The following is a 22,201-nucleotide window of genomic DNA, read 5'->3' on the forward strand; positions in this document are numbered from 1 at the left end:
ACGATCAGGCAGTCGCCTTGTCGTCTTTCTTAAGACTTGCAGGCGGCCAGTTGTCGAGGCGCATGCCGAGGGACAGACCACGGGAGGCCAGAACGTCCTTGATTTCAGTCAGGGACTTCTTGCCCAGGTTCGGAGTCTTCAACAGTTCTACTTCGGTGCGCTGAATCAGATCGCCGATGTAGTAAATGTTCTCCGCCTTAAGGCAGTTGGCCGAACGCACGGTCAATTCCAGATCGTCAACCGGACGAAGCAGGATCGGATCGATCTCGTCTTCCTGTTCGACTACCACAGGTTCGCTGTCACCTTTGAGGTCGACGAACGCAGCCAGCTGCTGTTGCAGGATGGTTGCAGCACGACGGATAGCCTCTTCAGGATCCAGGGTACCGTTGGTTTCCAGATCAATAACCAGCTTGTCCAGGTTAGTACGCTGCTCGACACGGGCGTTTTCCACCACGTATGCGATACGGCGAACCGGGCTGAACGAAGAGTCGAGCTGCAAGCGACCAATGCTGCGGCTTTCGTCTTCATCGCTCTGACGCGAATCGGCCGGCTCATAACCACGACCACGAGCTACGGTGAGCTTCATGTTCAGGGCGCCGTTAGACGCCAGGTTAGCGATTACGTGATCGGGGTTAACGATCTCGACATCATGATCCAGCTGAATATCGGCAGCGGTAACCACCCCCGAACCCTTTTTCGACAAGGTCAGCGTAACTTCGTCACGACCGTGCAGTTTGATAGCCAGGCCTTTCAGGTTCAACAGGATTTCAATGACGTCTTCCTGTACACCTTCGATTGCCGAGTACTCATGGAGTACACCGTCAATCTCGGCCTCGACTACTGCACAGCCAGGCATAGAGGACAACAGGATGCGGCGCAGCGCGTTGCCCAGGGTATGGCCAAAGCCACGCTCGAGAGGCTCGAGCGTGATTTTAGCGCGGGTTGGACTGACGACCTGCACATCAATATGGCGGGGCGTCAGGAACTCATTTACCGAAATCTGCATGGATGCACCTATTTTCTAGCCCTTACTTGGAGTAGAGCTCGACAATCAGGCTTTCGTTGATGTCGGCGGACAGGTCACTGCGAGCTGGAACGTTCTTGAAAACGCCCGACTTCTTGGCAGTATCCACATCTACCCACTCAACGCGGCCACGCTGGGCGCACAGTTCAAGGGCTTGAACAATGCGCAGCTGGTTCATCGACTTCTCGCGAACCGCGACCACGTCACCCGGACGAACTTGGTAGGACGGAATGTTTACAGTCTTGCCGTTAATGCTGATCGCTTTGTGCGAAACCAGCTGACGGGATTCGGCACGAGTAGCGCCAAAGCCCATACGATAAACGACGTTATCCAGACGGCATTCGAGCAGCTGCAGCAGGTTCTCGCCGGTTGCACCCTTCTTGGAGGCTGCTTCCTTGTAGTAACCGCTGAACTGACGCTCGAGAACGCCATAGATGCGACGTACTTTTTGTTTCTCGCGCAGCTGGGTGCCGTAGTCGGACTGACGGCCACGGCGCTGGCCGTGGATACCTGGGGCTGCTTCGATGTTGCACTTCGATTCCAGAGCGCGAACGCCGCTCTTCAGGAACAGATCGGTGCCTTCACGACGAGACAGTTTGCATTTTGGACCAATGTAACGTGCCATTTATCTGTCTCCTGATTACACGCGGCGCTTCTTCGGCGGACGGCACCCGTTATGCGGGATTGGCGTCACGTCGGTGATGCTGGCGATCTTATAGCCACAACCGTTCAAAGCACGAACAGCGGACTCACGACCTGGACCTGGACCCTTGACGTTGACGTCGAGGTTCTTCAGACCATATTCCAGCGCAGCTTGACCAGCACGCTCAGCAGCTACTTGAGCAGCGAACGGGGTGGACTTGCGAGAACCGCGGAAACCCGAACCGCCGGAGGTAGCCCAGGACAGAGCGTTACCTTGACGATCGGTGATGGTCACGATGGTGTTGTTAAAAGACGCGTGGATGTGGGCGATGCCATCAACCACTGTCTTTTTGACTTTTTTACGAGGACGAGCAGCAGGTTTTGCCATTTCTAAATTCCTGTCGATTCGCTGGTGCGATTACTTGCGGATCGGCTTACGCGGGCCCTTACGGGTACGCGCGTTGGTCTTGGTACGCTGACCGCGTACTGGCAGACCCCGACGATGACGCAGGCCGCGGTAGCAACCCAGGTCCATCAACCGCTTGATTTTCATGTTGATGTCACGGCGCAGATCACCTTCGGTGATGTACTTCGCAACTTCAGTACGCAGCGATTCAACCTGCTCGTCGCTCAGATCTTTGATCTTAGCGGCTGGGTTGACCCCAGTCTCTGCACAGATTTTCTGTGCAGTAGTGCGACCAACACCATAGATGTAGGTCAGCGAGATAACAGTGTGCTTGTTATCTGGAATGTTGACGCCTGCAATACGGGCCATTCAGTGGGACTCCAATTGACAGCTACCTACGCCCCGGAAGCCAAGAAATAGGGCGCGAGATAATATCGCTGTAGAAACAAATAATCAACCCAGCAGCGCACTAGCTGCTGGGTTTGTAGCGCAAATCACACTCAGCCTTGGCGCTGCTTGTGACGTGGTTCCGCACTGCAAATTACTCGAACAACACCTTCGCGGCGAATAATCTTGCAGTTACGGCACAGCTTTTTCACCGATGCACGAACTTTCATCACCAACTCCTCGAACCTTAAGGGTCTATCAGCGCAGCAAACCGCTGCCACCGTAGCCTTTCAGGTTGGCTTTCTTCATCAGGGATTCGTACTGGTGCGAAACGAGGTGCGATTGTACTTGGGACATGAAGTCCATCACAACCACTACCACAATCAGCAACGAGGTCCCGCCAAGGTAGAACGGAACGTTTGCCGCAACCACCAGGAACTGGGGAAGCAGACAGACGGCCGTCATATAAAGAGCACCGAACATGGTCAAGCGGGTCAGAACGCCATCAATGTAGCGCGCCGACTGCTCACCTGGACGGATGCCCGGAATAAAGGCACCGGACTTCTTCAGGTTCTCCGCTACGTCTTTCGGATTGAACATCAACGCCGTATAGAAGAAGCAGAAGAAAATAATCCCTGCACTAAACAGCAGAATATTCAACGGCTGACCAGGAGCGATCGACTGCGAGATGTCCTGCAACCAGCCCATACCTTCGGACTGACCGAACCAGGCACCCAGCGAAGCCGGGAACAGCAAGATGCTGCTCGCGAAAATGGCAGGAATAACGCCCGCCATGTTCACTTTCAGCGGCAAGTGGCTAGTCTGCGCAGCGAAGACCTTGCGGCCCTGCTGACGCTTGGCGTAGTGAACAGCAATACGACGCTGACCACGCTCAATGAACACCACGAAACCGATAATCGCTACTGCCAGCAAACCGATAGCGACCAGAGCGAAAATGTTGATATCGCCCGTACGTGCAGACTCGAAAGACTGCCCGATTGCTCTCGGAAGACCGGCGACGATACCTGCGAAGATCAACATCGAGATACCGTTGCCTACACCGCGCTCAGTGATCTGCTCACCCAGCCACATCATGAACATCGCGCCAGCCACAAACGTGGAGACCGCGACGAAATGGAAGCCAAAGTCAGCAGAAAACGCCACGCCCTGACCGGCCAGACCAATGGACATGCCAATGGCCTGGACCAGCGCCAGGATTACGGTGCCGTAGCGGGTGTACTGGCTGATCTTGCGACGGCCAGCTTCACCTTCCTTCTTCAACTGCTCCAGCTGCGGGCTCACGGCGGTCATCAGTTGCATGATGATCGATGCCGAAATGTACGGCATGATCCCCAGTGCAAAGATGCTCATCCGTTCCAGCGCGCCGCCGGAAAACATGTTGAACAAGCTAAGAATGGTCCCCTCATTCTGTCGAAACAGTTCCGCCAGCCGGTCCGGGTTGATACCTGGAACTGGGATGTGTGCGCCTATCCGATAGACGATGATCGCCAGGAACAGAAAACGCAGACGAGCCCAAAGTTCAGACATCCCGCCTTTGCCGAGCGAAGAGAGAGCACCTTGCTTAGCCATTTATTCCTCGAACTTGCCGCCAGCTGCTTCGATAGCCGCACGCGCACCTTTGGTGGCTGCGATACCCTTGATGGTGACCGCGCGAGTAACTTCGCCCGACAGCATGATTTTCACACGCTGTACGTTCTGGTTAATCACGTTGGCATCCTTCAAGGATTGCACGGTGACAACGTCGCCTTCCACTTTGGCCAGCTCGGACAGACGCACTTCGGCGCGGTCCATGGCTTTCAGGGAAACGAAGCCGAATTTCGGCAGACGACGGTGCAGCGGCTGTTGACCGCCTTCAAAGCCTGGAGCGATGGTGCCACCGGAGCGGGAGGTTTGACCTTTGTGACCACGGCCACCAGTCTTACCCAAACCACTACCGATACCACGACCCGGACGATGCTTCTCGCGACGGGAACCCGGCGCTGGACTCAGATCATTGAGTTTCATCGATTAACCCTCGACGCGCAGCATGTAGTAAGCCTTGTTGATCATCCCGCGATTCTCGGGAGTATCCAGGACTTCTACAGTGTGACCGATGCGGCGCAGACCCAGACCCTTAACGCACAGTTTGTGGTTAGGGATACGGCCGGCGGTGCTTTTGATCAGCGTTACTTTAACGGTAGCCATGATCAACGGATCTCCTCAACGCTCTTGCCGCGCTTGGCAGCAATGGATTCAGGAGATTGCATAGCCTTCAGACCCTTGAAAGTGGCGTGAACCACGTTTACAGGGTTGGTCGAGCCATAGCACTTGGCCAGGACGTTCTGAACGCCAGCAACTTCCAGGACGGCACGCATTGCGCCACCGGCGATGATACCGGTACCTTCGGAGGCAGGCTGCATGTACACCTTCGACGCGCCATGGGCGGACTTGGTGGCGTACTGCAGAGTGGTGCCGTTCAGGTCAACCTGAATCATGTTGCGACGAGCAGCTTCCATAGCTTTCTGGATCGCAGCAGGTACTTCGCGCGATTTGCCACGGCCGAAACCAACACGACCTTTACCATCACCAACCACGGTCAACGCGGTGAAAGTGAAGATACGGCCGCCTTTTACGGTTTTGGCAACGCGGTTAACTTGAACCAGCTTCTCGATGTAGCCTTCGTCGCGCTTTTGATCGTTATTTGCCATAACTTAGAACTCCAGCCCGCCTTCACGAGCAGCATCAGCCAGCGCCTTGACGCGGCCGTGGTACTTGAAGCCGGAACGGTCAAAGGCAACTTGAGATACACCGGCGGCTTTCGCGCGCTCAGCTACCAGCTTGCCAACCTTAGTGGCCGCGTCGATGTTGCCGGTGGCGCCATCACGCAGTTCTTTGTCCAAAGTCGAGGCGCTGGCCAGGACTTTGCTGCCGTCGGCCGAAAGGACCTGGGCATAGATGTGCTGCGAGGAGCGGAACACGCAGAGACGCACGACTTCGAGTTCGTGCATTTTCAGGCGTGCTTTGCGAGCGCGACGCAGTCGAGTAACTTTTTTGTCGGTCATTTGCTAGGCCCTACTTCTTCTTGGCTTCTTTACGACGGACGACTTCGTCCGCGTAACGCACACCCTTGCCTTTGTACGGCTCTGGTGGACGGAAGTCGCGGATTTCAGCGGCCACCTGACCTACCAGCTGCTTGTCGATGCCCTTGATCAGGATATCGGTCTGGCTTGGGGTCTCAGCGGTGATACCCGCTGGCAGTTCGTAATCCACTGGATGCGAGAAGCCAAGCGCCAGGTTCAGCACGGTGCCTTTGGCTTGTGCTTTGTAACCAACACCGACCAGCTGGAGCTTACGCTCGAAGCCTTGGCTTACGCCTTGGACCATGTTGTTAACCAGGGCACGGGTGGTACCGGCCATTGCGCGAGTTTGTTGATCGCCATTGCGAGCAGCGAAACGCAGCTCACCAGCTTCTTCAACGACTTCTACGGACGAGTGAACGTTCAGTTCGAGAGTGCCCTTGGCACCCTTCACCGAAAGCTGTTGGCCGACGAATTTGACTTCGACACCGGCTGGCAGCTTAACGGGGTTCTTAGCGACGCGAGACATGCTTATCCCCCCTTAGAACACTGTGCAGAGTACTTCGCCGCCGACACCGGCAGCGCGCGCAGCACGATCAGTCATCACACCTTTGTTGGTGGAGACAATAGACACGCCCAGACCGCCACGTACTTTCGGCAGTTCTTCGACGGACTTGTACTGACGCAGGCCTGGACGACTTACGCGCTTGACTTCCTCGATGACCGGACGGCCTTCGAAGTATTTCAGCTCGATGGAAAGCGATGGTTTTACTTCGCTGCTGACCTGATAGCCAGCGATGTAACCTTCGTCTTTCAGAACTTTGGCTACCGCAACCTTCAGAGTCGACGAAGGCATGCTTACGACGGACTTTTCAGCCATCTGGGCATTACGGATGCGAGTTAGCATGTCCGCTAACGGGTCCTGCATACTCATGGGCTAGACGCTCCTGATACAAGAAAAATTAGCCTCTCGGCTACTACAGTCACCTGAGTTCGCCAGGTCAAAAAACCCGGACTCAGGAGAGCCGGTCATTCTAGACAGATCCCAGAAACGAAACAAGCCCCAGAAGGGGCTTGTTTCGTTGCAAAGTCACCGGTGGTCGGAAGATTGCTCCCCCGCCACCTGGACGCTGCCGGTACGTCTTACCAGCTGGCTTTAACCAGACCTGGAACGTCACCGCGCATTGCTGCTTCACGCAGCTTGTTACGGCCGAGGCCGAACTTGCGGTAAACGCCGTGTGGACGACCGGTGATGCGGCAACGGTTACGCATGCGCGAAGCGCTGGCGTCACGTGGTTGCTTCTGCAGAGCTACGACAGCGGCAAAACGCTCTTCTGGAGTTGCTTCCAGATTTACGATGATCGCTTTCAGCTCGGCACGCTTCTTGGCGTACTTGGCAACAGTGAGCTGACGCTTCAGCTCACGGTTTTTCATGCTCTTCTTGGCCATTTTCCTACTCCAATCAGTTGCGGAACGGGAATTTGAAAGCACGCAGCAGAGCGCGGCCTTCGTCATCGTTCTTGGCAGTGGTGGTCAGGGTAATGTCCAGACCGCGCAGAGCATCGATCTTGTCGTAGTCGATTTCCGGGAAGATGATCTGCTCTTTCACGCCCATGCTGTAGTTGCCACGACCATCGAAGGACTTGGCATTCAGGCCGCGGAAGTCGCGAACCCGAGGCAGGGAGATCGCCAGCAGGCGGTCCAGGAACTCGTACATACGATCACGGCGCAGAGTAACTTTAACGCCGATCGGCCAGCCCTCACGGACTTTGAAGCCCGCGATGGATTTCCGAGCGAAAGTCACAACGGCTTTCTGACCGGTGATCTTCTCCAGGTCAGCAACAGCGTGCTCGATGACTTTTTTGTCGCCGACAGCTTCGCCCAGACCCATGTTCAGGGTGATCTTGGTAACGCGCGGAACTTCCATTACGTTCGCCAGCTTAAGTTCTTCCTTAAGCTTCGGAGCAATTTCCTTCCGGTAAATCTCTTTCAGTCGTGCCATGGTCTTCTACCTAGCAGTGTTCAAGCATCAACCGCTTTTTGGGTCGACTTGAAGACACGAATTTTTTTGCCGTCTTCTACTTTGAAACCAACGCGGTCAGCCTTGTTGGTTTCGCCGTTGAAAATGGCGACGTTGGAAGCGTGCAGTGGCGCTTCTTTCTCGACGATACCGCCTTGTACGCCCGACATCGGGTTAGGCTTGGTATGACGCTTCACCAGGTTGATCCCACCAACGACCAGACGGTCGTCAGCGAGAACCTTGAGCACCTTACCGCGCTTACCTTTGTCTTTGCCGGCGATCACGATGATCTCGTCGTCACGACGAATCTTTTGCATGTCGGATCTCCTTACAGCACTTCTGGGGCGAGCGAGACGATCTTCATGAACTTCTCAGTACGAAGTTCACGCGTCACTGGCCCAAAGATACGGGTGCCGATCGGCTCTTGCTTGTTGTTCAGCAGAACAGCAGCATTGCCATCAAAGCGGATGATGGAGCCGTCAGCACGACGGACACCGTGGCGAGTGCGGACTACAACAGCAGTCATCACTTGGCCTTTCTTCACTTTACCGCGAGGAATTGCTTCCTTGACGGTTACCTTGATGATGTCACCGATGCCGGCGTAACGGCGGTGCGAACCGCCGAGAACCTTGATGCACATGACGCGACGAGCGCCGCTGTTATCGGCCACATCGAGCATGGATTGAGTCTGAATCATAAAATTTCTCCGACCCTTAGCCCTTAGACTTCAACAGCGCGTTCGAGAACTTCAACCAGTGCCCAAGCTTTGGTCTTGGCCAGCGGACGGGTCTCGCGGATGGAGACCTTGTCGCCGATGTGGCACTGATTGGTTTCGTCGTGCGCGTGCAGCTTAGTCGAACGCTTAACGTATTTACCGTAGATCGGGTGCTTTACGCGACGCTCGATCAGTACGGTGATGGTTTTGTCCATCTTGTCGCTGACGACACGGCCAGTCAGCGTACGGACGGTTTTTTCAGCTTCAGCCATGATCACTTACCTGCCTGCTGGTTGAGCACAGTTTTCACGCGAGCGATGTCACGCTTAACTTGCGAGAGCAGGTGCGACTGCCCCAACTGGCCAGTTGCTTTCTGCATACGCAGATTGAACTGGTCGCGCAGCAAGCCGAGCAGTTGCTCGTTCAGCTGCTGTGCTGATTTTTCACGAAGTTCATTCGCTTTCATCACATCACCGTCCGCTTAACAAAGGAGGTGGCGAGAGGCAGCTTTGCAGCCGCCAAGGCGAAAGCCTCACGCGCCAGCTCTTCAGAAACACCCTCGATCTCGTACAGGACTTTGCCTGGCTGGATCTGGGCAACCCAGTACTCCACGGAACCTTTACCTTTACCCATCCGCACTTCGAGAGGCTTCTTGGAGATCGGCTTGTCCGGGAACACACGGATCCAGATTTTACCGCCACGTTTTACGTGACGGGTCAGAGCACGACGTGCCGACTCAATCTGGCGGGCGGTGAGACGACCGCGAGCAACAGCTTTCAGAGCAAACTCGCCGAAGCTGACTTTGCTACCGCGCAGTGCCAGACCACGGTTGTGGCCGGTCATCTGCTTGCGGAATTTTGTACGCTTTGGTTGCAACATTTGGCGTACCCCTTACTTAGCAGCTTTTTTACGAGGCGCTGGTGCTTGTGGTTTCAGTTCTTCTTGGCGACCACCAATAACTTCGCCTTTGAAAATCCAAACCTTCACACCGATCACACCGTAAGTGGTGTGAGCTTCGTAAGTGGCATAGTCGATATCAGCACGCAGGGTGTGCAGCGGCACACGACCTTCGCGATACCATTCAGTACGTGCGATTTCAGCACCACCGAGACGACCGCTCACCTGGATCTTGATGCCTTTGGCACCAATGCGCATGGCGTTCTGTACGGCGCGCTTCATGGCGCGACGGAACATCACACGACGCTCCAGCTGCTGAGCTACGCTCTGAGCAACCAGCATACCGTCGAGTTCCGGCTTGCGGATCTCTTCGATATTGATGTGCACAGGCACACCCATTTGCTTGGTCAGGTCCTGACGCAGTTTCTCAACATCTTCACCTTTCTTCCCGATAACAATACCTGGACGAGCGGTGTGGATGGTGATGCGTGCAGTTTGAGCCGGACGATGGATATCGATACGGCTAACGGACGCGCTTTTTAGTTTGTCTTGGAGGTACTCACGCACATTCAGATCTGCGAGCAAATAGTCCGCATAAGTCCGACCGTCTGCGTACCAGACGGAGGTGTGCTCCTTGACGATTCCCAGGCGAATGCCAGTGGGATGTACTTTCTGACCCATCTGATCGACTCCGTTACTTGTCCGCAACCTTGACAGTGATATGGCAAGACCGCTTGACGATGCGATCAGCGCGGCCTTTGGCACGCGGCATGATTCGCTTCAGCGAACGCCCTTCGTTGACGAAAACGGTGGAGACCTTCAGGTCATCAACGTCTGCGCCTTCGTTATGCTCGGCGTTGGCTACGGCCGACTCGAGGACTTTCTTCATGATTTCAGCGGCTTTTTTGCTGCTGAAGGCCAACAGGTTGAGCGCTTCGCCCACCTTCTTCCCGCGGATCTGGTCGGCGACCAAGCGGGCTTTCTGGGCGGAGATTCGAGCGCCCGACAACTTAGCGGCTACTTCCATTTCCCTACCCCTTAACGCTTGGCTTTCTTGTCAGCCACGTGCCCACGATAAGTGCGGGTACCGGCAAACTCGCCCAGTTTATGGCCGACCATGTCTTCGTTCACGAGAACTGGGACATGTTGGCGACCGTTGTGAACCGCGATGGTCAGACCGACCATTTGTGGCAGGATCATGGAACGGCGCGACCAGGTCTTAACTGGTTTGCGATCGTTCTTTTCCGCCGCCACTTCGATCTTCTTCAGTAGGTGAAGATCGATAAAAGGACCTTTTTTCAGAGAACGTGGCACTGTCGTATCCCTCTATTTACTTGCGACGACGGACGATCATGTTGTCGGTACGCTTATTACCACGAGTCTTCGCGCCCTTAGTCGGGAAGCCCCATGGCGATACCGGATGACGACCACCGGAGGTACGACCTTCACCACCACCATGTGGGTGGTCAACCGGGTTCATGGCAACACCACGAACGGTTGGGCGAACGCCACGCCAGCGTTTGGCACCAGCTTTACCCAGCGAACGCAGGCTGTGCTCGGAGTTCGAGACTTCGCCCAGGGTCGCACGGCATTCAGCCAGGACTTTACGCATTTCACCAGAGCGCAGACGCAGGGTCACATAGACACCTTCGCGAGCGATCAGCTGAGCCGAAGCACCAGCGGAACGAGCGATCTGTGCACCTTTGCCCGGCTTCAGTTCGATGCCGTGAATGGTGCTACCCACTGGGATGTTGCGCAGTTGCAGGGAGTTGCCTGGCTTGATTGGAGCCAGAGCACCTGCGATCAGCTGGTCGCCAGCACTCACGCCTTTAGGGGCGATGATGTAGCGGCGCTCGCCGTCTGCGTAGCAGAGCAGTGCGATGTGAGCAGTACGGTTTGGATCGTATTCGATACGCTCGACAGTGGCGACGATGCCATCTTTGTCGTTGCGACGGAAATCGACCATACGGTAATGCTGCTTATGACCACCACCTACGTGACGAGTAGTGATGCGGCCATTGTTGTTACGACCACCAGACTTCGATTTTTTCTCGAGCAGCGGTGCGTGAGGAGCGCCTTTGTGCAGCTCCTTGTTGACCACCTTGACCACGAAACGGCGGCCAGGGGAAGTCGGTTTGCATTTAACGATTGCCATGATGCACCCCTTCCTTACTCAGCACTGCTGCTGAAATCGAGATCTTGGCCTGGCTGAAGGGAGACGATCGCCTTCTTCCAGTCATTACGCTTGCCCAGACCACGTGCGGTACGCTTGGTTTTACCCAGAACGTTGACGGTCGACACGTTTTCGACTTTTACGCCGAACAGGCCTTCGACAGCTTTCTTGATTTCCAGCTTGGTTGCATCAGTAGCAACCTTGAATACGAACTGGCCTTTTTTCTCAGCCAGAACGGTAGCCTTCTCGGAAACGTGCGGGCCAAGGAGGACTTTAAATACGCGTTCCTGGTTCATCCCAGCAGCTCCTCGAATTTCTTCACGGCCGACACAGTGATCAACACTTTGTCGTATGCGATCAGACTGACCGGATCGGAACCCTGTACGTCACGTACGTCGACGTGCGGCAGGTTACGAGCAGCCAGGTACAGATTCTGATCAACAGCGTCAGAAACGATCAGTACGTCGCTCAGACCCATGCCGTTCAGCTTGTTCAGCAGGTCTTTGGTTTTCGGTGCTTCAACAGCAAAGTCCTGAACCACGACCAGACGGTCGGTACGCACCAGCTCGGCGAGGATGGAGCGCATTGCTGCGCGGTACATCTTCTTGTTGAGCTTCTGCGAGTGGTCTTGAGGACGAGCTGCGAAAGTGGTACCGCCGCCACGCCAGATTGGGCTACGGATAGTACCGGCACGAGCACGGCCAGTACCTTTCTGACGCCATGGGCGCTTACCGCCACCAGCAACGTCGGAACGGGTTTTCTGCTGCTTGGTGCCCTGACGGCCGCCGGCCATGTAGGCCACGACTGCTTGGTGAACCAGCGTCTCGTTGAATTCGCCGCCGAAAGTCAGTTCGGAAACTTCGATCGCTTGAGCGTCATTTACATTTAGTTGCATGTCAGCTTCCCCTTAACCGCGAGCCTTGGCAGCCGGACGCACAACCAGATTGCCGCCAGTTGCGCCAGGAACGGCACCCTTGACCAGCAACAGATTGCGTTCAGCGTCGACGCGCACTACTTCCAGGGACTGAACGGTCACGCGCTCGGCGCCCATGTGACCGGACATTTTCTTGCCCTTGAATACACGACCAGGAGTCTGGCACTGGCCGATAGAGCCCGGGACGCGGTGGGAGACGGAGTTACCGTGGGTGTTATCTTGACCGCGGAAATTCCAACGCTTGATGGTACCGGCAAAGCCTTTACCCTTGGACTGACCGGTAACATCTACCATTTGGCCAGCAGCGAAGATTTCAGCGTTGATCAAGTCGCCAGCCTGGTACTCGCCTTCTTCAAGGCGGAATTCCCAGACGCCGCGACCCGCGGCAACGTTCGCTTTAGCGAAGTGACCTGCTTGAGCAGCAGTCACACGCGAAGCGCGACGTTCACCGACAGTGACTTGCACTGCACGATAGCCATCGGTTTCTTCAGTTTTGAACTGGGTGACGCGATTCGGCTCGATCTCAATGACCGTGACCGGAATGGAGACACCTTCTTCGGTGAAAATACGGGTCATACCGCATTTACGACCGACTACACCAATAGTCATGTTGTAAACCTCATGAGTGTACGGGGCTTTCACCCGCTATGGCCGCCCATTTCAGAGCGTTACACGACTAAGACCGTGTCTTAGCCGAGGCTGATCTGCACTTCCACACCGGCCGCAAGATCAAGCTTCATAAGAGCATCAACGGTTTTATCCGTTGGCTGGACGATGTCCAGAACGCGCTTATGAGTACGGATCTCGTACTGGTCACGCGCGTCTTTGTTGACGTGCGGAGAGACCAGAACGGTGAACCGCTCTTTACGGGTAGGCAGTGGAATTGGACCACGCACTTGAGCACCAGTACGTTTCGCGGTTTCCACGATTTCCTGGGTGGATTGGTCGATCAGGCGATGGTCAAAAGCCTTCAACCTGATACGGATTTGCTGATTTTGCATTGGATTTCAGACTCCAGGCTGCTATTCCCACCGGGCGCACTACGCCCGTTAAAAGGAGGCGTGATTCTATAGAGGGCCCCACCGAGTGTCAACCCAATAAAAAAGCCCCCGCTGAGCGGGGGCCTTTTTCAAGCGATCAACGATTACTCGATGATTTTGGCTACGACGCCAGCGCCGACGGTACGACCGCCTTCACGGATAGCGAAACGCAGGCCGTCTTCCATTGCGATGGTCTTGATCAGGGTGACAACCATTTGGATGTTGTCGCCTGGCATTACCATTTCAACGCCTTCTGGCAGCTCGCAGTTACCGGTCACGTCAGTAGTACGGAAGTAGAACTGTGGACGGTAGCCTTTGAAGAACGGAGTATGACGGCCGCCTTCTTCTTTGCTCAGAACGTAAACTTCTGCGGTGAACTTGGTGTGCGGCTTAACCGAACCTGGCTTGACCAGAACCTGACCACGCTCAACGTCGTCACGCTTGGTGCCACGCAGCAGAACGCCGCAGTTCTCGCCAGCACGACCTTCGTCGAGCAGCTTGCGGAACATCTCAACACCAGTACAGGTAGTGGTGGTGGTGTCACGCAGACCAACGATTTCCAGCGGATCCTGAACGCGGACGATACCACGCTCGATACGACCGGTAACAACGGTACCACGACCCGAGATCGAGAATACGTCTTCGATTGGCATCAGGAACGGCTTGTCGATAGCACGCTCTGGCTCTGGGATGTAGCTGTCCAGAGTTTCAACCAGTTTCTTGACGGCAGTGGTGCCCATCTCGTTGTCGTCTTTGCCTTCCAGCGCCATACGAGCCGAACCGATGATGATCGGGGTGTCGTCGCCTGGGAAGTCGTAGGTGGACAGCAGGTCGCGAACTTCCATCTCGACCAGTTCCAGCAGCTCAGCGTCGTCTACCAGGTCAGCCTTGTTCAGGAAGACCACGATGTACGGAACGCCAACCTGACGGGACAGCAGGATGTGCTCACGGGTTTGTGGCATCGGACCATCAGCGGCCGAACAAACCAGGATAGCGCCGTCCATCTGCGCAGCACCGGTGATCATGTTCTTCACGTAGTCAGCGTGACCTGGGCAGTCAACGTGAGCGTAGTGACGGATCTTCGAGTTGTACTCGACGTGCGCGGTGTTGATGGTGATACCGCGAGCTTTCTCTTCTGGAGCCGAGTCGATCTTGTCGAAGTCAACAACGGCCGAACCGAAAACTTCGGAGCAGACGCGAGTCAGAGCTGCGGTCAGAGTGGTTTTACCGTGGTCAACGTGACCGATGGTGCCAACGTTGACGTGCGGAAGGGAACGATCAAATTTTTCTTTAGCCACGACAGTGAACCTCTTGCCTAAAGGGCTGGATTAGCCTTGTTTTTTAACGAGTGCTTCGACGATATTCGACGGAGCTTCGGCGTATTTGGAGAATTCCATGGAGTAGCTCGCGCGACCCTGAGACATGGAACGAACGTCGGTCGCATAACCGAACATCTCTCCGAGCGGAACTTCAGCACGGACAACCTTGCCGGACACCGAATCTTCCATACCCTGGATCAGACCACGACGACGGTTCAGGTCACCCATCACGTCACCCATGTAGTCCTCAGGGGTCACAACTTCTACCTTCATGATCGGCTCAAGCACCTTACCGCCGCCTTTGGCTGCGAGTTGCTTGGTCGCCATGGAAGCGGCTACCTTGAACGCCATCTCGTTCGAGTCGACGTCGTGGTAGGAACCATCAAACACGGTTGCCTTCAGGCCGATCAGCGGATAGCCGGCAACGATGCCGTTCTTCATCTGCTCTTCGATACCTTTCTGGATCGCCGGGATGTATTCCTTAGGAACCACACCACCTACAACTTCGTTGGTGAATTCCAGGCCTTCGGTGATGTTGCCTTGGGCATCCACTGATGGCTGCGAGAAGCGAATCCAGCAGTGACCGAACTGACCGCGACCACCGGACTGACGAACGAACTTACCTTCGATCTCGACGTTGTCCTTGGTGATCTGCTCGCGGTACGAAACCTGCGGCTTACCGATGTTGGCTTCAACGTTGAATTCGCGCTTCATGCGGTCAACGAGGATGTCCAGGTGAAGCTCGCCCATACCCGAAATGATGGTCTGGCCGGTTTCTTCATCAGTTTTAACGCGGAACGACGGGTCTTCCTGAGCCAGCTTGCCCAGTGCGATACCCATCTTTTCCTGGTCCTGCTTGGTCTTCGGCTCAACAGCTACCGAGATCACAGGCTCAGGGAAGTCCATACGCTCGAGGATGATCGGCTTGTCGGCGTTGCACAGGGTGTCACCAGTGGTGACATCCTTCATGCCGATCAGAGCAGCGATATCGCCTGCCAGTACTTCTTTGATTTCTTCACGCTGGTTGGCGTGCATCTGCACCATACGACCAACGCGCTCTTTCTTGCCCTTGACCGAGTTGATCACGGAGTCGCCGGACTGCAGCATGCCCGAGTAAACGCGCACGAAAGTCAGGGTACCCACGAACGGGTCAGTAGCAATCTTGAACGCCAGCGCCGAGAACGGCTCGCTGTCGTCTGCATGACGCTCGTCGTAGTCAGCCTCGACCAGCTCATCCTTCGGCTTCTCGATCAGGTCAGGGTGGATACCCTTGATCGCAGGAATCTCGGTAGGAGCAGGCAGGAAGTCGATAACAGCATCGAGAACCAGAGGAACGCCCTTGTTCTTGAAGGAAGAACCGCAGACAGCCGGAACGATCTCGCTGGCCAGGGTGCGCGCACGCAGACCGGCTTTGATTTCTTCGACCGACAGCTCACCCTCTTCAAGGTACTTGTTCATCAGCTCTTCGTTGGCTTCGGCAGCGGCTTCGACCATGTTGGCGCGCCACTCTTCAGCCAGCTCCAGCATATCGGCAGGAATTTCTTCCTCGCGATAGGTGGTGCCTTTGTCGTCGTCGTTCCAGTAGATAGCCTTCATTTTGATCAGATCAACCTGACCCTGGAAGTTATCTTCCGAACCGATGGCCAGCTGAACAGGAACCGGGGTGTGACCCAGACGGTTCTTGATCTGACCTACGACGCGCAGGAAGTCAGCGCCAGCACGGTCCATCTTGTTCACGTAAACAACACGTGGAACGCCGTACTTGTTGGCTTGACGCCATACGGTTTCGGACTGCGGCTCAACGCCGGAAGTACCGCAGAATACAACGACCGCGCCGTCGAGTACGCGCAGCGAACGTTCTACTTCAATGGTGAAGTCAACGTGGCCGGGGGTATCGATGACGTTTACGCGGTATTTGCCGTACTGGCCACGGGAACCTTCCCAGAAGGTGGTTACAGCAGCGGAGGTAATGGTAATACCCCGCTCCTGCTCCTGCACCATCCAGTCGGTGGTCGCGGCGCCATCATGCACCTCGCCCATTTTGTGGCTCAGACCTGTGTAGAACAGGATCCGCTCGGTAGTGGTAGTCTTGCCCGCATCAACGTGCGCGCAGATACCAATGTTACGGTAGCGGTTGATTGGTGTAGTACGAGCCATAGAGCCCTCGCAAAAATAGTGATGCCTGAATTAGAAGCGGTAGTGCGAGAACGCTTTGTTGGCTTCGGCCATACGGTGTACGTCTTCACGCTTCTTGACTGCAGCACCTTTGCCTTCAGCAGCATCCAGCAGCTCGCCAGCCAGGCGCAGGGCCATGGACTTCTCGCCACGCTTGCGGGCGTAGTCTACCAACCAGCGCATTGCCAGGGCGTTACGACGGGATGGACGAACTTCAACAGGAACCTGGTAAGTGGCACCGCCAACACGGCGCGACTTAACTTCGACCAGCGGAGCGATGGCGTCGAGAGCTTTCTCGAAGATTTCCAGGGGATCGCTGTTCTTGCGTTCTTTAACCTTGTCCAGTGCACCGTAAACGATACGCTCGGCAACGGCTTTTTTGCCGCTTTCCATTACGTGGTTCATGAACTTGGCGAGGATCTGGCTTCCGTATTTTGGATCGTCCAGAATCTCACGCTTGGCTGCTACACGACGTCTTGGCATTGATAAGCCCTCAAACGGTCTTCAGGTTAGCCCGGGACAGTGGACCCATAGGGTGCGTGCCCGACCTTACTCTTATCGACTCAATAAAATTGATAACTGCAAACTGCAACAAACGGCCGATTATTTCGGACGCTTGGTACCGTACTTCGAACGACCTTGGTTACGACCTTTAACACCGGAGGTATCCAGGGAGCCGCGAACGGTGTGGTAACGAACACCTGGCAAGTCTTTTACACGACCGCCACGGATCAGTACGACGCTGTGCTCTTGCAGGTTGTGGCCTTCACCGCCGATGTACGAGGAAACCTCGAAACCGTTGGTCAGACGCACACGGCATACTTTACGCAGTGCCGAGTTAGGTTTTTTCGGCGTGGTGGTGTACACACGGGTGCACACGCCACGACGTTGCGGGCAGTTCTGCAGCGCAGGAACGTCGGATTTCTCGACGATACGCTTACGCGGCTGACGTACCAGCTGGTTGATAGTTGCCATCTACTAGCTCCACTGTTGTCTTGCGACGCTATTGTCTTGCAAGAAAAGCAAAAATTGGCAGGACGGAGTCCCACCAAATTTAGGGGTACAAGAGTCTAAAGAGGATCTTGTCCCCAGTCAAGACGAGGCCCCAGCCTCCCTCCTCCAGTCATCGGCAACATTTTATGTCGCCAATGACCGGATCGGGTCAGCCAGGGCCCTGTCCTACTTTCAGTTACCGCTGGAGTTCAGCGCTTCAGTCAGTGCGGCTTCCACCTCACTGGCACTTACGCGCAGCGGCTTGTCGGCATCACGGCGACGCTTGCGCTCGCTGTGGTAGGCCAGACCGGTACCGGCCGGGATCAGACGACCCACGACCACGTTTTCTTTCAGACCGCGCAGGTAATCGCGCTTGCCGGTTACCGCCGCTTCGGTCAGTACGCGGGTGGTTTCCTGGAAGGAAGCCGCCGAGATGAACGATTCGGTGGACAGCGAGGCCTTGGTGATACCCAGCAGCACACGAGTGAATTTGGAGACGAATTTGTCTTCCGCGTTCAGACGCTCGTTTTCTACCAGTACGTGAGTCAGTTCCATCTGGTCGCCCTTGATGAAGCTGGAATCGCCCGACTCGGCAATCTCGACCTTGCGCAGCATCTGGCGCAGGATGGTTTCGATGTGCTTGTCGTTGATCTTCACGCCTTGCAGACGGTAAACGTCCTGAATCTCGTTGACGATGTACTTGGCCAGCGCGCTTACACCCAGCAGACGCAGGATGTCGTGCGGATCGCTTGGACCGTCGGAGATAACTTCGCCGCGGTTCACTTGTTCGCCTTCGAAGACGTTCAGGTGGCGCCACTTCGGAATCAGCTCTTCGTACGGATCGCTACCGTCGTTCGGGGTGATAACCAGACGGCGCTTGCCTTTGGTCTCTTTACCGAACGCGATGGTGCCGCTGACTTCAGCCAGAATCGAGGCTTCTTTCGGACGACGGGCTTCGAACAAGTCGGCAACCCGTGGCAGACCACCGGTGATGTCACGGGTTTTCGACGTTTCTTGCGGGATACGCGCGATAACGTCACCAACACCGATCTGTGCACCGTCGGCCACGCCGACCAGGGCGTTAGCCGGCAGGAAGTACTGAGCCGGTACGTCGGTACCTGGCAGCAGCAGATCCTTGCCATTGGCGTCGACCATCTTGATTGCAGGACGGATTTCCTTACCTGCAGCCGGACGGTCTTTAACGTCCAGAACTTCAATGTTGGTCAAACCAGTCAATTCGTCAGTCTGACGCTTGATGGTGATGCCTTCTTCCATGCCCACGAAGGTCACGGTACCTTTCATTTCGGTAACGATCGGGTGGGTGTGCGGGTCCCACTTGGCGACGATTGCGCCAGCGTCGACCTTGTCGCCTTCCTTGACCGAAATCACAGCACCGTACGGCAGCTTGTAACGCTCGCGCTCACGACCGAATTCGTCGGCAATCGCCAACTCACCGGAACGCGATACGGCAACCAGGTTACCGTCGGCACGCTCAACCTGCTTCAGGTTGTGCAGACGTACCATACCGCCGTTCTTCACCTGGACGCTGTCGGCAGCCGAGGTCCGGCTTGCAGCACCACCGATGTGGAACGTACGCATGGTCAGCTGGGTACCCGGCTCACCGATCGACTGGGCAGCGATAACGCCGACAGCTTCACCGATGTTCACCTGGTGACCGCGAGCCAGGTCACGACCGTAGCACTTGGCGCAGATACCGTAGCGGGTTTCGCAGCTGATCGGCGAACGTACGATCACTTCGTCGATGCTGTTCAGCTCGATGAATTCAACCCACTTCTCGTCGACCAGGGTGCCGGCCGGAACGATAACGTCGTCGGTGCCTGGCTTGAACACGTCACGGGCAATAACACGACCCAGTACACGCTCACCCAGTGGCTCTACAACGTCGCCGCCTTCAATGTGCGGCGTCATCAGCAGGCCTTGCTCGGTGCCGCAGTCGATCTCGGTAACGACCAGATCCTGGGCAACGTCAACCAGACGACGGGTCAGGTAACCGGAGTTCGCGGTTTTCAACGCGGTATCCGCAAGACCTTTACGAGCACCGTGAGTCGAGATGAAGTACTGGAGTACGCTCAGACCTTCACGGAAGTTCGCGGTGATCGGCGTCTCGATGATCGAGCCGTCCGGCTTGGCCATCAGACCACGCATACCGGCCAGCTGACGAATCTGAGCTGCCGAACCCCGGGCACCGGAGTCAGCCATCATGTACATCGAGTTGAAGGACTCTTGCTCGACTTCGTTGCCTTCGCGGTCGATGACCTTCTCTTTCGAGAGGTTGGTCATCATCGCCTTGGACACTTCGTCGTTCGCCTTGGACCACAAGTCGATGACTTTGTTGTACTTCTCGCCCTGGGTTACCAGGCCGGAGGCGTACTGGCTCTCGATCTCTTTCACTTCGTCGGTGGCAGCACCGATGATGCGGGCTTTTTCATCCGGGATAACGAAGTCGTTAACACCGATGGAAACGCCGGAGATGGTCGAGTAGGCAAAACCGGTGTACATCAGCTGGTCAGCGAAGATCACGGTCTCTTTCAGACCAACCACGCGGTAGCACTGGTTGATCAGCTTGGAGATCGCCTTTTTCTTCATTGGCTGGTTGACCACGTCGTACGACAGTCCTGGTGGAACAACCTGGAACAGCAGAGCACGGCCGACAGTGGTGTCGACGATACGGGTGTTCTTGACGCTGCCGCCATCACGATCGTTAACGGTTTCGTTGATACGAACCTTGATCTTGGCATGCAGGGCAGCTTCGCCGGCGCGGAATACGCGGTCGACTTCCTGCAGGTCGGCGAATACGCGACCCTCGCCCTTGGCGTTGATGGCTTCACGGGTCATGTAGTACAGACCCAGTACAACGTCCTGCGACGGAACGATGATTGGCTCACCGTTGGCTGGCGACAGAATGTTGTTGGTCGACATCATCAGCGCACGCGCTTCGAGCTGGGCTTCCAGCGTCAGCGGTACGTGAACGGCCATTTGGTCACCGTCGAAGTCGGCGTTGTACGCAGCACAGACCAGCGGGTGCAGCTGGATAGCCTTACCTTCGATCAGTACCGGTTCAAACGCCTGGATGCCCAGACGGTGAAGGGTCGGCGCACGGTTGAGCAGTACGGGGTGTTCGCGAATCACTTCGGCGAGAACGTCCCACACCTCTGGCAACTCGCGCTCGACCATCTTCTTGGCAGCCTTGATGGTGGTCGCCAGACCACGCATCTCCAGCTTGCCGAAAATGAACGGCTTGAACAGCTCTAGAGCCATCTTCTTCGGCAGACCGCACTGGTGCAGACGCAGGGTCGGACCTACGGTAATTACCGAACGGCCAGAGTAGTCAACACGCTTACCGAGCAAGTTCTGACGGAAACGACCTTGCTTACCCTTGATCATGTCGGCCAGGGACTTCAGAGGACGCTTGTTCGAACCAGTGATGGCACGGCCGCGACGGCCGTTGTCCAGCAAGGCGTCGACCGCTTCCTGCAGCATGCGCTTTTCGTTGCGCACGATGATGTCCGGCGCGGACAGGTCGAGCAGGCGCTTCAGACGGTTGTTACGGTTGATCACCCGACGATACAGATCGTTCAGGTCGGAAGTCGCGAAGCGACCGCCGTCCAGCGGAACCAACGGACGCAGGTCTGGCGGCAGAACCGGCAGAACGGTCAGGACCATCCACTCAGGCAGGTTGCCCGAGCCCTGGAAGGCTTCCATCAGTTTCAGACGCTTGGACAGCTTCTTGATCTTGGTTTCCGAGTTGGTCTGCGGAATCTCTTCGCGCAGGCGGCCAATCTCGTGCTCCAGGTCGATAGCGTGCAGCAGCTCGCGGACAGCCTCGGCACCCATGCGGGCGTCGAAGTCATCGCCGAACTCTTCCAGCGCTTCGAAGTACTGCTCGTCGTTGAGCAGCTGGCCTTTTTCCAGAGTGGTCATGCCTGGGTCGATAACGACATAGCTCTCGAAGTAGAGAACGCGCTCGATATCACGCAGGGTCATGTCCATCAGCAAGCCGATACGGGACGGCAGCGATTTCAGGAACCAGATGTGGGCAACTGGAGAGGCCAGTTCGATGTGCGCCATGCGCTCACGACGAACTTTGGCCAGGGCGACTTCAACGCCGCACTTCTCACAGATCACGCCACGGTGTTTCAGGCGCTTGTACTTACCGCACAGGCACTCGTAGTCCTTGACTGGGCCAAAGATCTTGGCGCAGAACAGGCCGTCACGCTCAGGCTTGAACGTACGGTAGTTGATGGTTTCCGGTTTTTTAACTTCACCGAACGACCACGAACGGATCATCTCAGGCGAGGCCAATCCGATACGGATGGCGTCGAACTCTTCGACTTGACCCTGGTTTTTCAGCAAATTCAGTAGGTCTTTCAAGGCCTTT

The 22,201-nt window shown here is 56.0% G+C and carries 32 protein-coding genes; all 32 read right to left on the reverse strand.

The annotated features are described in order from the left end of the window. Window positions 1–4 precede the first annotated feature (4 nt). On the reverse strand, window positions 5–1,006 hold the full coding sequence (locus tag ACO6VD_RS19470; RefSeq protein ID WP_003186012.1) for a DNA-directed RNA polymerase subunit alpha: 1,002 nt from the start codon (window positions 1,004–1,006) through the stop codon (window positions 5–7). Window positions 1,007–1,028: 22 nt separating this feature from the next. Next, window positions 1,029–1,649 (reverse strand): 30S ribosomal protein S4, encoded by a 621-nt coding sequence (rpsD, locus tag ACO6VD_RS19475; protein ID WP_400171209.1) that lies wholly within the window; start codon window positions 1,647–1,649, stop codon window positions 1,029–1,031. A 15-nt stretch (window positions 1,650–1,664) separates the two neighbouring features. Continuing rightward, on the reverse strand, window positions 1,665–2,054 hold the full coding sequence (gene rpsK / locus ACO6VD_RS19480) for a 30S ribosomal protein S11 (protein WP_002555466.1): 390 nt from the start codon (window positions 2,052–2,054) through the stop codon (window positions 1,665–1,667). A gap of 30 nt (window positions 2,055–2,084) precedes the next feature. After that, a complete protein-coding gene (gene rpsM, locus ACO6VD_RS19485; protein ID WP_010220320.1) occupies window positions 2,085–2,441 on the reverse strand; it encodes a 30S ribosomal protein S13 in 357 nt (118 codons plus the stop codon). A gap of 131 nt (window positions 2,442–2,572) precedes the next feature. After that, the gene (gene rpmJ / locus ACO6VD_RS19490; RefSeq protein WP_002555468.1) at window positions 2,573–2,689 is read right to left on the reverse strand and encodes a 50S ribosomal protein L36; all 117 of its coding nucleotides are present in this window, start codon (window positions 2,687–2,689) and stop codon (window positions 2,573–2,575) included. 28 nt (window positions 2,690–2,717) lie between these two features. Next, window positions 2,718–4,049, reverse strand: a complete 1,332-nt coding sequence (secY, locus tag ACO6VD_RS19495; protein WP_010220319.1) for a preprotein translocase subunit SecY — start codon at window positions 4,047–4,049, stop codon at window positions 2,718–2,720. Then, entirely contained in the window at window positions 4,050–4,484 is a 435-nt protein-coding gene (gene rplO / locus ACO6VD_RS19500) for a 50S ribosomal protein L15 (RefSeq protein WP_010220318.1), read from the reverse strand. It abuts the gene before it with no gap. Between the two features lie 3 nt (window positions 4,485–4,487). After that, window positions 4,488–4,664, reverse strand: a complete 177-nt coding sequence (gene rpmD / locus ACO6VD_RS19505; RefSeq protein ID WP_038606181.1) for a 50S ribosomal protein L30 — start codon at window positions 4,662–4,664, stop codon at window positions 4,488–4,490. A 2-nt stretch (window positions 4,665–4,666) separates the two neighbouring features. Beyond that, window positions 4,667–5,167, reverse strand: coding sequence for a 30S ribosomal protein S5 (gene rpsE, locus ACO6VD_RS19510; RefSeq protein WP_010220316.1), 501 nt, complete (start codon window positions 5,165–5,167; stop codon window positions 4,667–4,669). 3 nt (window positions 5,168–5,170) lie between these two features. Next, window positions 5,171–5,521, reverse strand: a complete 351-nt coding sequence (rplR, locus tag ACO6VD_RS19515; protein ID WP_038606178.1) for a 50S ribosomal protein L18 — start codon at window positions 5,519–5,521, stop codon at window positions 5,171–5,173. A 10-nt stretch (window positions 5,522–5,531) separates the two neighbouring features. After that, a complete protein-coding gene (rplF, locus tag ACO6VD_RS19520) occupies window positions 5,532–6,065 on the reverse strand; it encodes a 50S ribosomal protein L6 (protein ID WP_038606175.1) in 534 nt (177 codons plus the stop codon). Between the two features lie 12 nt (window positions 6,066–6,077). Continuing rightward, a complete protein-coding gene (gene rpsH / locus ACO6VD_RS19525) occupies window positions 6,078–6,470 on the reverse strand; it encodes a 30S ribosomal protein S8 (protein ID WP_010220313.1) in 393 nt (130 codons plus the stop codon). A 209-nt stretch (window positions 6,471–6,679) separates the two neighbouring features. Continuing rightward, complete coding sequence (gene rpsN, locus ACO6VD_RS19530) at window positions 6,680–6,985, reverse strand: 30S ribosomal protein S14 (protein WP_203479709.1); 306 nt, start codon at window positions 6,983–6,985, stop codon at window positions 6,680–6,682. Between the two features lie 13 nt (window positions 6,986–6,998). Next, on the reverse strand, window positions 6,999–7,538 hold the full coding sequence (rplE, locus tag ACO6VD_RS19535) for a 50S ribosomal protein L5 (RefSeq protein ID WP_028944480.1): 540 nt from the start codon (window positions 7,536–7,538) through the stop codon (window positions 6,999–7,001). A 20-nt stretch (window positions 7,539–7,558) separates the two neighbouring features. Further along, entirely contained in the window at window positions 7,559–7,873 is a 315-nt protein-coding gene (rplX, locus tag ACO6VD_RS19540; RefSeq protein WP_009397501.1) for a 50S ribosomal protein L24, read from the reverse strand. Between the two features lie 11 nt (window positions 7,874–7,884). Then, entirely contained in the window at window positions 7,885–8,253 is a 369-nt protein-coding gene (gene rplN, locus ACO6VD_RS19545) for a 50S ribosomal protein L14 (RefSeq protein WP_002555479.1), read from the reverse strand. 23 nt (window positions 8,254–8,276) lie between these two features. After that, window positions 8,277–8,543 carry a 30S ribosomal protein S17 gene (gene rpsQ, locus ACO6VD_RS19550; RefSeq protein ID WP_028944481.1) on the reverse strand — a complete coding sequence of 89 codons (267 nt, stop codon included), beginning with the start codon at window positions 8,541–8,543 and terminating at the stop codon, window positions 8,277–8,279. A 2-nt stretch (window positions 8,544–8,545) separates the two neighbouring features. After that, window positions 8,546–8,737: a 50S ribosomal protein L29 gene (gene rpmC, locus ACO6VD_RS19555; RefSeq protein WP_002555481.1), complete on the reverse strand. Its 192-nt coding sequence runs from the start codon at window positions 8,735–8,737 to the stop codon at window positions 8,546–8,548. Next, window positions 8,737–9,150: a 50S ribosomal protein L16 gene (rplP, locus tag ACO6VD_RS19560; RefSeq protein WP_003255479.1), complete on the reverse strand. Its 414-nt coding sequence runs from the start codon at window positions 9,148–9,150 to the stop codon at window positions 8,737–8,739. Before rplP ends, rpmC begins: the two co-directional genes overlap by 1 nt. 12 nt (window positions 9,151–9,162) lie before the next feature. Continuing rightward, entirely contained in the window at window positions 9,163–9,849 is a 687-nt protein-coding gene (gene rpsC / locus ACO6VD_RS19565) for a 30S ribosomal protein S3 (RefSeq protein ID WP_010220308.1), read from the reverse strand. Window positions 9,850–9,862: 13 nt separating this feature from the next. Further along, entirely contained in the window at window positions 9,863–10,195 is a 333-nt protein-coding gene (rplV, locus tag ACO6VD_RS19570; RefSeq protein WP_003103908.1) for a 50S ribosomal protein L22, read from the reverse strand. 11 nt (window positions 10,196–10,206) lie between these two features. Next, entirely contained in the window at window positions 10,207–10,482 is a 276-nt protein-coding gene (rpsS, locus tag ACO6VD_RS19575; RefSeq protein ID WP_002555486.1) for a 30S ribosomal protein S19, read from the reverse strand. 16 nt (window positions 10,483–10,498) lie between these two features. After that, window positions 10,499–11,323: a 50S ribosomal protein L2 gene (gene rplB / locus ACO6VD_RS19580; protein ID WP_400171208.1), complete on the reverse strand. Its 825-nt coding sequence runs from the start codon at window positions 11,321–11,323 to the stop codon at window positions 10,499–10,501. Between the two features lie 14 nt (window positions 11,324–11,337). After that, window positions 11,338–11,637 carry a 50S ribosomal protein L23 gene (rplW, locus tag ACO6VD_RS19585; RefSeq protein WP_010220306.1) on the reverse strand — a complete coding sequence of 100 codons (300 nt, stop codon included), beginning with the start codon at window positions 11,635–11,637 and terminating at the stop codon, window positions 11,338–11,340. Next, on the reverse strand, window positions 11,634–12,236 hold the full coding sequence (rplD, locus tag ACO6VD_RS19590) for a 50S ribosomal protein L4 (RefSeq protein WP_010220305.1): 603 nt from the start codon (window positions 12,234–12,236) through the stop codon (window positions 11,634–11,636). The genes rplW and rplD overlap by 4 nt, the downstream gene beginning before the upstream one ends. Before the next feature lie 12 nt (window positions 12,237–12,248). Beyond that, window positions 12,249–12,884, reverse strand: a complete 636-nt coding sequence (rplC, locus tag ACO6VD_RS19595) for a 50S ribosomal protein L3 (RefSeq protein WP_043861931.1) — start codon at window positions 12,882–12,884, stop codon at window positions 12,249–12,251. A gap of 80 nt (window positions 12,885–12,964) precedes the next feature. Further along, window positions 12,965–13,276, reverse strand: coding sequence for a 30S ribosomal protein S10 (gene rpsJ / locus ACO6VD_RS19600; RefSeq protein ID WP_003186070.1), 312 nt, complete (start codon window positions 13,274–13,276; stop codon window positions 12,965–12,967). Between the two features lie 143 nt (window positions 13,277–13,419). Next, entirely contained in the window at window positions 13,420–14,613 is a 1,194-nt protein-coding gene (tuf, locus tag ACO6VD_RS19605; RefSeq protein ID WP_422417083.1) for an elongation factor Tu, read from the reverse strand. Window positions 14,614–14,643: 30 nt separating this feature from the next. Continuing rightward, the gene (gene fusA / locus ACO6VD_RS19610) at window positions 14,644–16,791 is read right to left on the reverse strand and encodes an elongation factor G (RefSeq protein ID WP_422421405.1); all 2,148 of its coding nucleotides are present in this window, start codon (window positions 16,789–16,791) and stop codon (window positions 14,644–14,646) included. A gap of 30 nt (window positions 16,792–16,821) precedes the next feature. After that, a complete protein-coding gene (gene rpsG / locus ACO6VD_RS19615) occupies window positions 16,822–17,292 on the reverse strand; it encodes a 30S ribosomal protein S7 (protein WP_008089143.1) in 471 nt (156 codons plus the stop codon). A 120-nt stretch (window positions 17,293–17,412) separates the two neighbouring features. After that, window positions 17,413–17,784, reverse strand: a complete 372-nt coding sequence (gene rpsL, locus ACO6VD_RS19620) for a 30S ribosomal protein S12 (RefSeq protein ID WP_003186084.1) — start codon at window positions 17,782–17,784, stop codon at window positions 17,413–17,415. Between the two features lie 210 nt (window positions 17,785–17,994). Continuing rightward, the gene (rpoC, locus tag ACO6VD_RS19625; RefSeq protein WP_400171206.1) at window positions 17,995–22,194 is read right to left on the reverse strand and encodes a DNA-directed RNA polymerase subunit beta'; all 4,200 of its coding nucleotides are present in this window, start codon (window positions 22,192–22,194) and stop codon (window positions 17,995–17,997) included. Window positions 22,195–22,201: the final 7 nt, after the last annotated feature.

Origin of the sequence: Pseudomonas sp. GZD-222 (assembly GCF_049310525.1) — a bacterium.
Classification (GTDB): Bacteria; Pseudomonadota; Gammaproteobacteria; order Pseudomonadales; family Pseudomonadaceae; genus Aquipseudomonas.

What these genes read in the sequence shown, in the direction of transcription:
- rpmD (WP_038606181.1), bottom strand. Translation starts at nt 4,664, where the DNA reads ATGGCTACCGTTAAAGTAACGCTGATCAAAAGCACCGCCGGCCGTATC.
- rpsH (WP_010220313.1), bottom strand. Translation starts at nt 6,470, where the DNA reads ATGAGTATGCAGGACCCGTTAGCGGACATGCTAACTCGCATCCGTAAT.
- rplN (WP_002555479.1), bottom strand. Translation starts at nt 8,253, where the DNA reads ATGATTCAGACTCAATCCATGCTCGATGTGGCCGATAACAGCGGCGCT.
- rplW (WP_010220306.1), bottom strand. Translation starts at nt 11,637, where the DNA reads ATGAACCAGGAACGCGTATTTAAAGTCCTCCTTGGCCCGCACGTTTCC.
- fusA (WP_422421405.1), bottom strand. Translation starts at nt 16,791, where the DNA reads ATGGCTCGTACTACACCAATCAACCGCTACCGTAACATTGGTATCTGC.
- rplR (WP_038606178.1), bottom strand. Translation starts at nt 5,521, where the DNA reads ATGACCGACAAAAAAGTTACTCGACTGCGTCGCGCTCGCAAAGCACGC.
- rpsG (WP_008089143.1), bottom strand. Translation starts at nt 17,292, where the DNA reads ATGCCAAGACGTCGTGTAGCAGCCAAGCGTGAGATTCTGGACGATCCA.
- rpsE (WP_010220316.1), bottom strand. Translation starts at nt 5,167, where the DNA reads ATGGCAAATAACGATCAAAAGCGCGACGAAGGCTACATCGAGAAGCTG.
- rpsJ (WP_003186070.1), bottom strand. Translation starts at nt 13,276, where the DNA reads ATGCAAAATCAGCAAATCCGTATCAGGTTGAAGGCTTTTGACCATCGC.
- rplD (WP_010220305.1), bottom strand. Translation starts at nt 12,236, where the DNA reads ATGCAACTAAATGTAAATGACGCTCAAGCGATCGAAGTTTCCGAACTG.
- rpsN (WP_203479709.1), bottom strand. Translation starts at nt 6,985, where the DNA reads ATGGCCAAGAAGAGCATGAAAAACCGTGAGCTGAAGCGTCAGCTCACT.
- rpsL (WP_003186084.1), bottom strand. Translation starts at nt 17,784, where the DNA reads ATGGCAACTATCAACCAGCTGGTACGTCAGCCGCGTAAGCGTATCGTC.
- rplB (WP_400171208.1), bottom strand. Translation starts at nt 11,323, where the DNA reads ATGGCAATCGTTAAATGCAAACCGACTTCCCCTGGCCGCCGTTTCGTG.
- rplE (WP_028944480.1), bottom strand. Translation starts at nt 7,538, where the DNA reads ATGGCACGACTGAAAGAGATTTACCGGAAGGAAATTGCTCCGAAGCTT.
- rplV (WP_003103908.1), bottom strand. Translation starts at nt 10,195, where the DNA reads ATGGAAGTAGCCGCTAAGTTGTCGGGCGCTCGAATCTCCGCCCAGAAA.
- rplX (WP_009397501.1), bottom strand. Translation starts at nt 7,873, where the DNA reads ATGCAAAAGATTCGTCGTGACGACGAGATCATCGTGATCGCCGGCAAA.
- rpmJ (WP_002555468.1), bottom strand. Translation starts at nt 2,689, where the DNA reads ATGAAAGTTCGTGCATCGGTGAAAAAGCTGTGCCGTAACTGCAAGATT.
- rpsM (WP_010220320.1), bottom strand. Translation starts at nt 2,441, where the DNA reads ATGGCCCGTATTGCAGGCGTCAACATTCCAGATAACAAGCACACTGTT.
- rpmC (WP_002555481.1), bottom strand. Translation starts at nt 8,737, where the DNA reads ATGAAAGCGAATGAACTTCGTGAAAAATCAGCACAGCAGCTGAACGAG.
- secY (WP_010220319.1), bottom strand. Translation starts at nt 4,049, where the DNA reads ATGGCTAAGCAAGGTGCTCTCTCTTCGCTCGGCAAAGGCGGGATGTCT.
- rplC (WP_043861931.1), bottom strand. Translation starts at nt 12,884, where the DNA reads ATGACTATTGGTGTAGTCGGTCGTAAATGCGGTATGACCCGTATTTTC.
- rplO (WP_010220318.1), bottom strand. Translation starts at nt 4,484, where the DNA reads ATGAAACTCAATGATCTGAGTCCAGCGCCGGGTTCCCGTCGCGAGAAG.
- rplP (WP_003255479.1), bottom strand. Translation starts at nt 9,150, where the DNA reads ATGTTGCAACCAAAGCGTACAAAATTCCGCAAGCAGATGACCGGCCAC.
- rpsQ (WP_028944481.1), bottom strand. Translation starts at nt 8,543, where the DNA reads ATGGCTGAAGCTGAAAAAACCGTCCGTACGCTGACTGGCCGTGTCGTC.
- rplF (WP_038606175.1), bottom strand. Translation starts at nt 6,065, where the DNA reads ATGTCTCGCGTCGCTAAGAACCCCGTTAAGCTGCCAGCCGGTGTCGAA.
- ACO6VD_RS19470 (WP_003186012.1), bottom strand. Translation starts at nt 1,006, where the DNA reads ATGCAGATTTCGGTAAATGAGTTCCTGACGCCCCGCCATATTGATGTG.
- rpsK (WP_002555466.1), bottom strand. Translation starts at nt 2,054, where the DNA reads ATGGCAAAACCTGCTGCTCGTCCTCGTAAAAAAGTCAAAAAGACAGTG.
- rpsC (WP_010220308.1), bottom strand. Translation starts at nt 9,849, where the DNA reads ATGGGTCAGAAAGTACATCCCACTGGCATTCGCCTGGGAATCGTCAAG.
- rpsD (WP_400171209.1), bottom strand. Translation starts at nt 1,649, where the DNA reads ATGGCACGTTACATTGGTCCAAAATGCAAACTGTCTCGTCGTGAAGGC.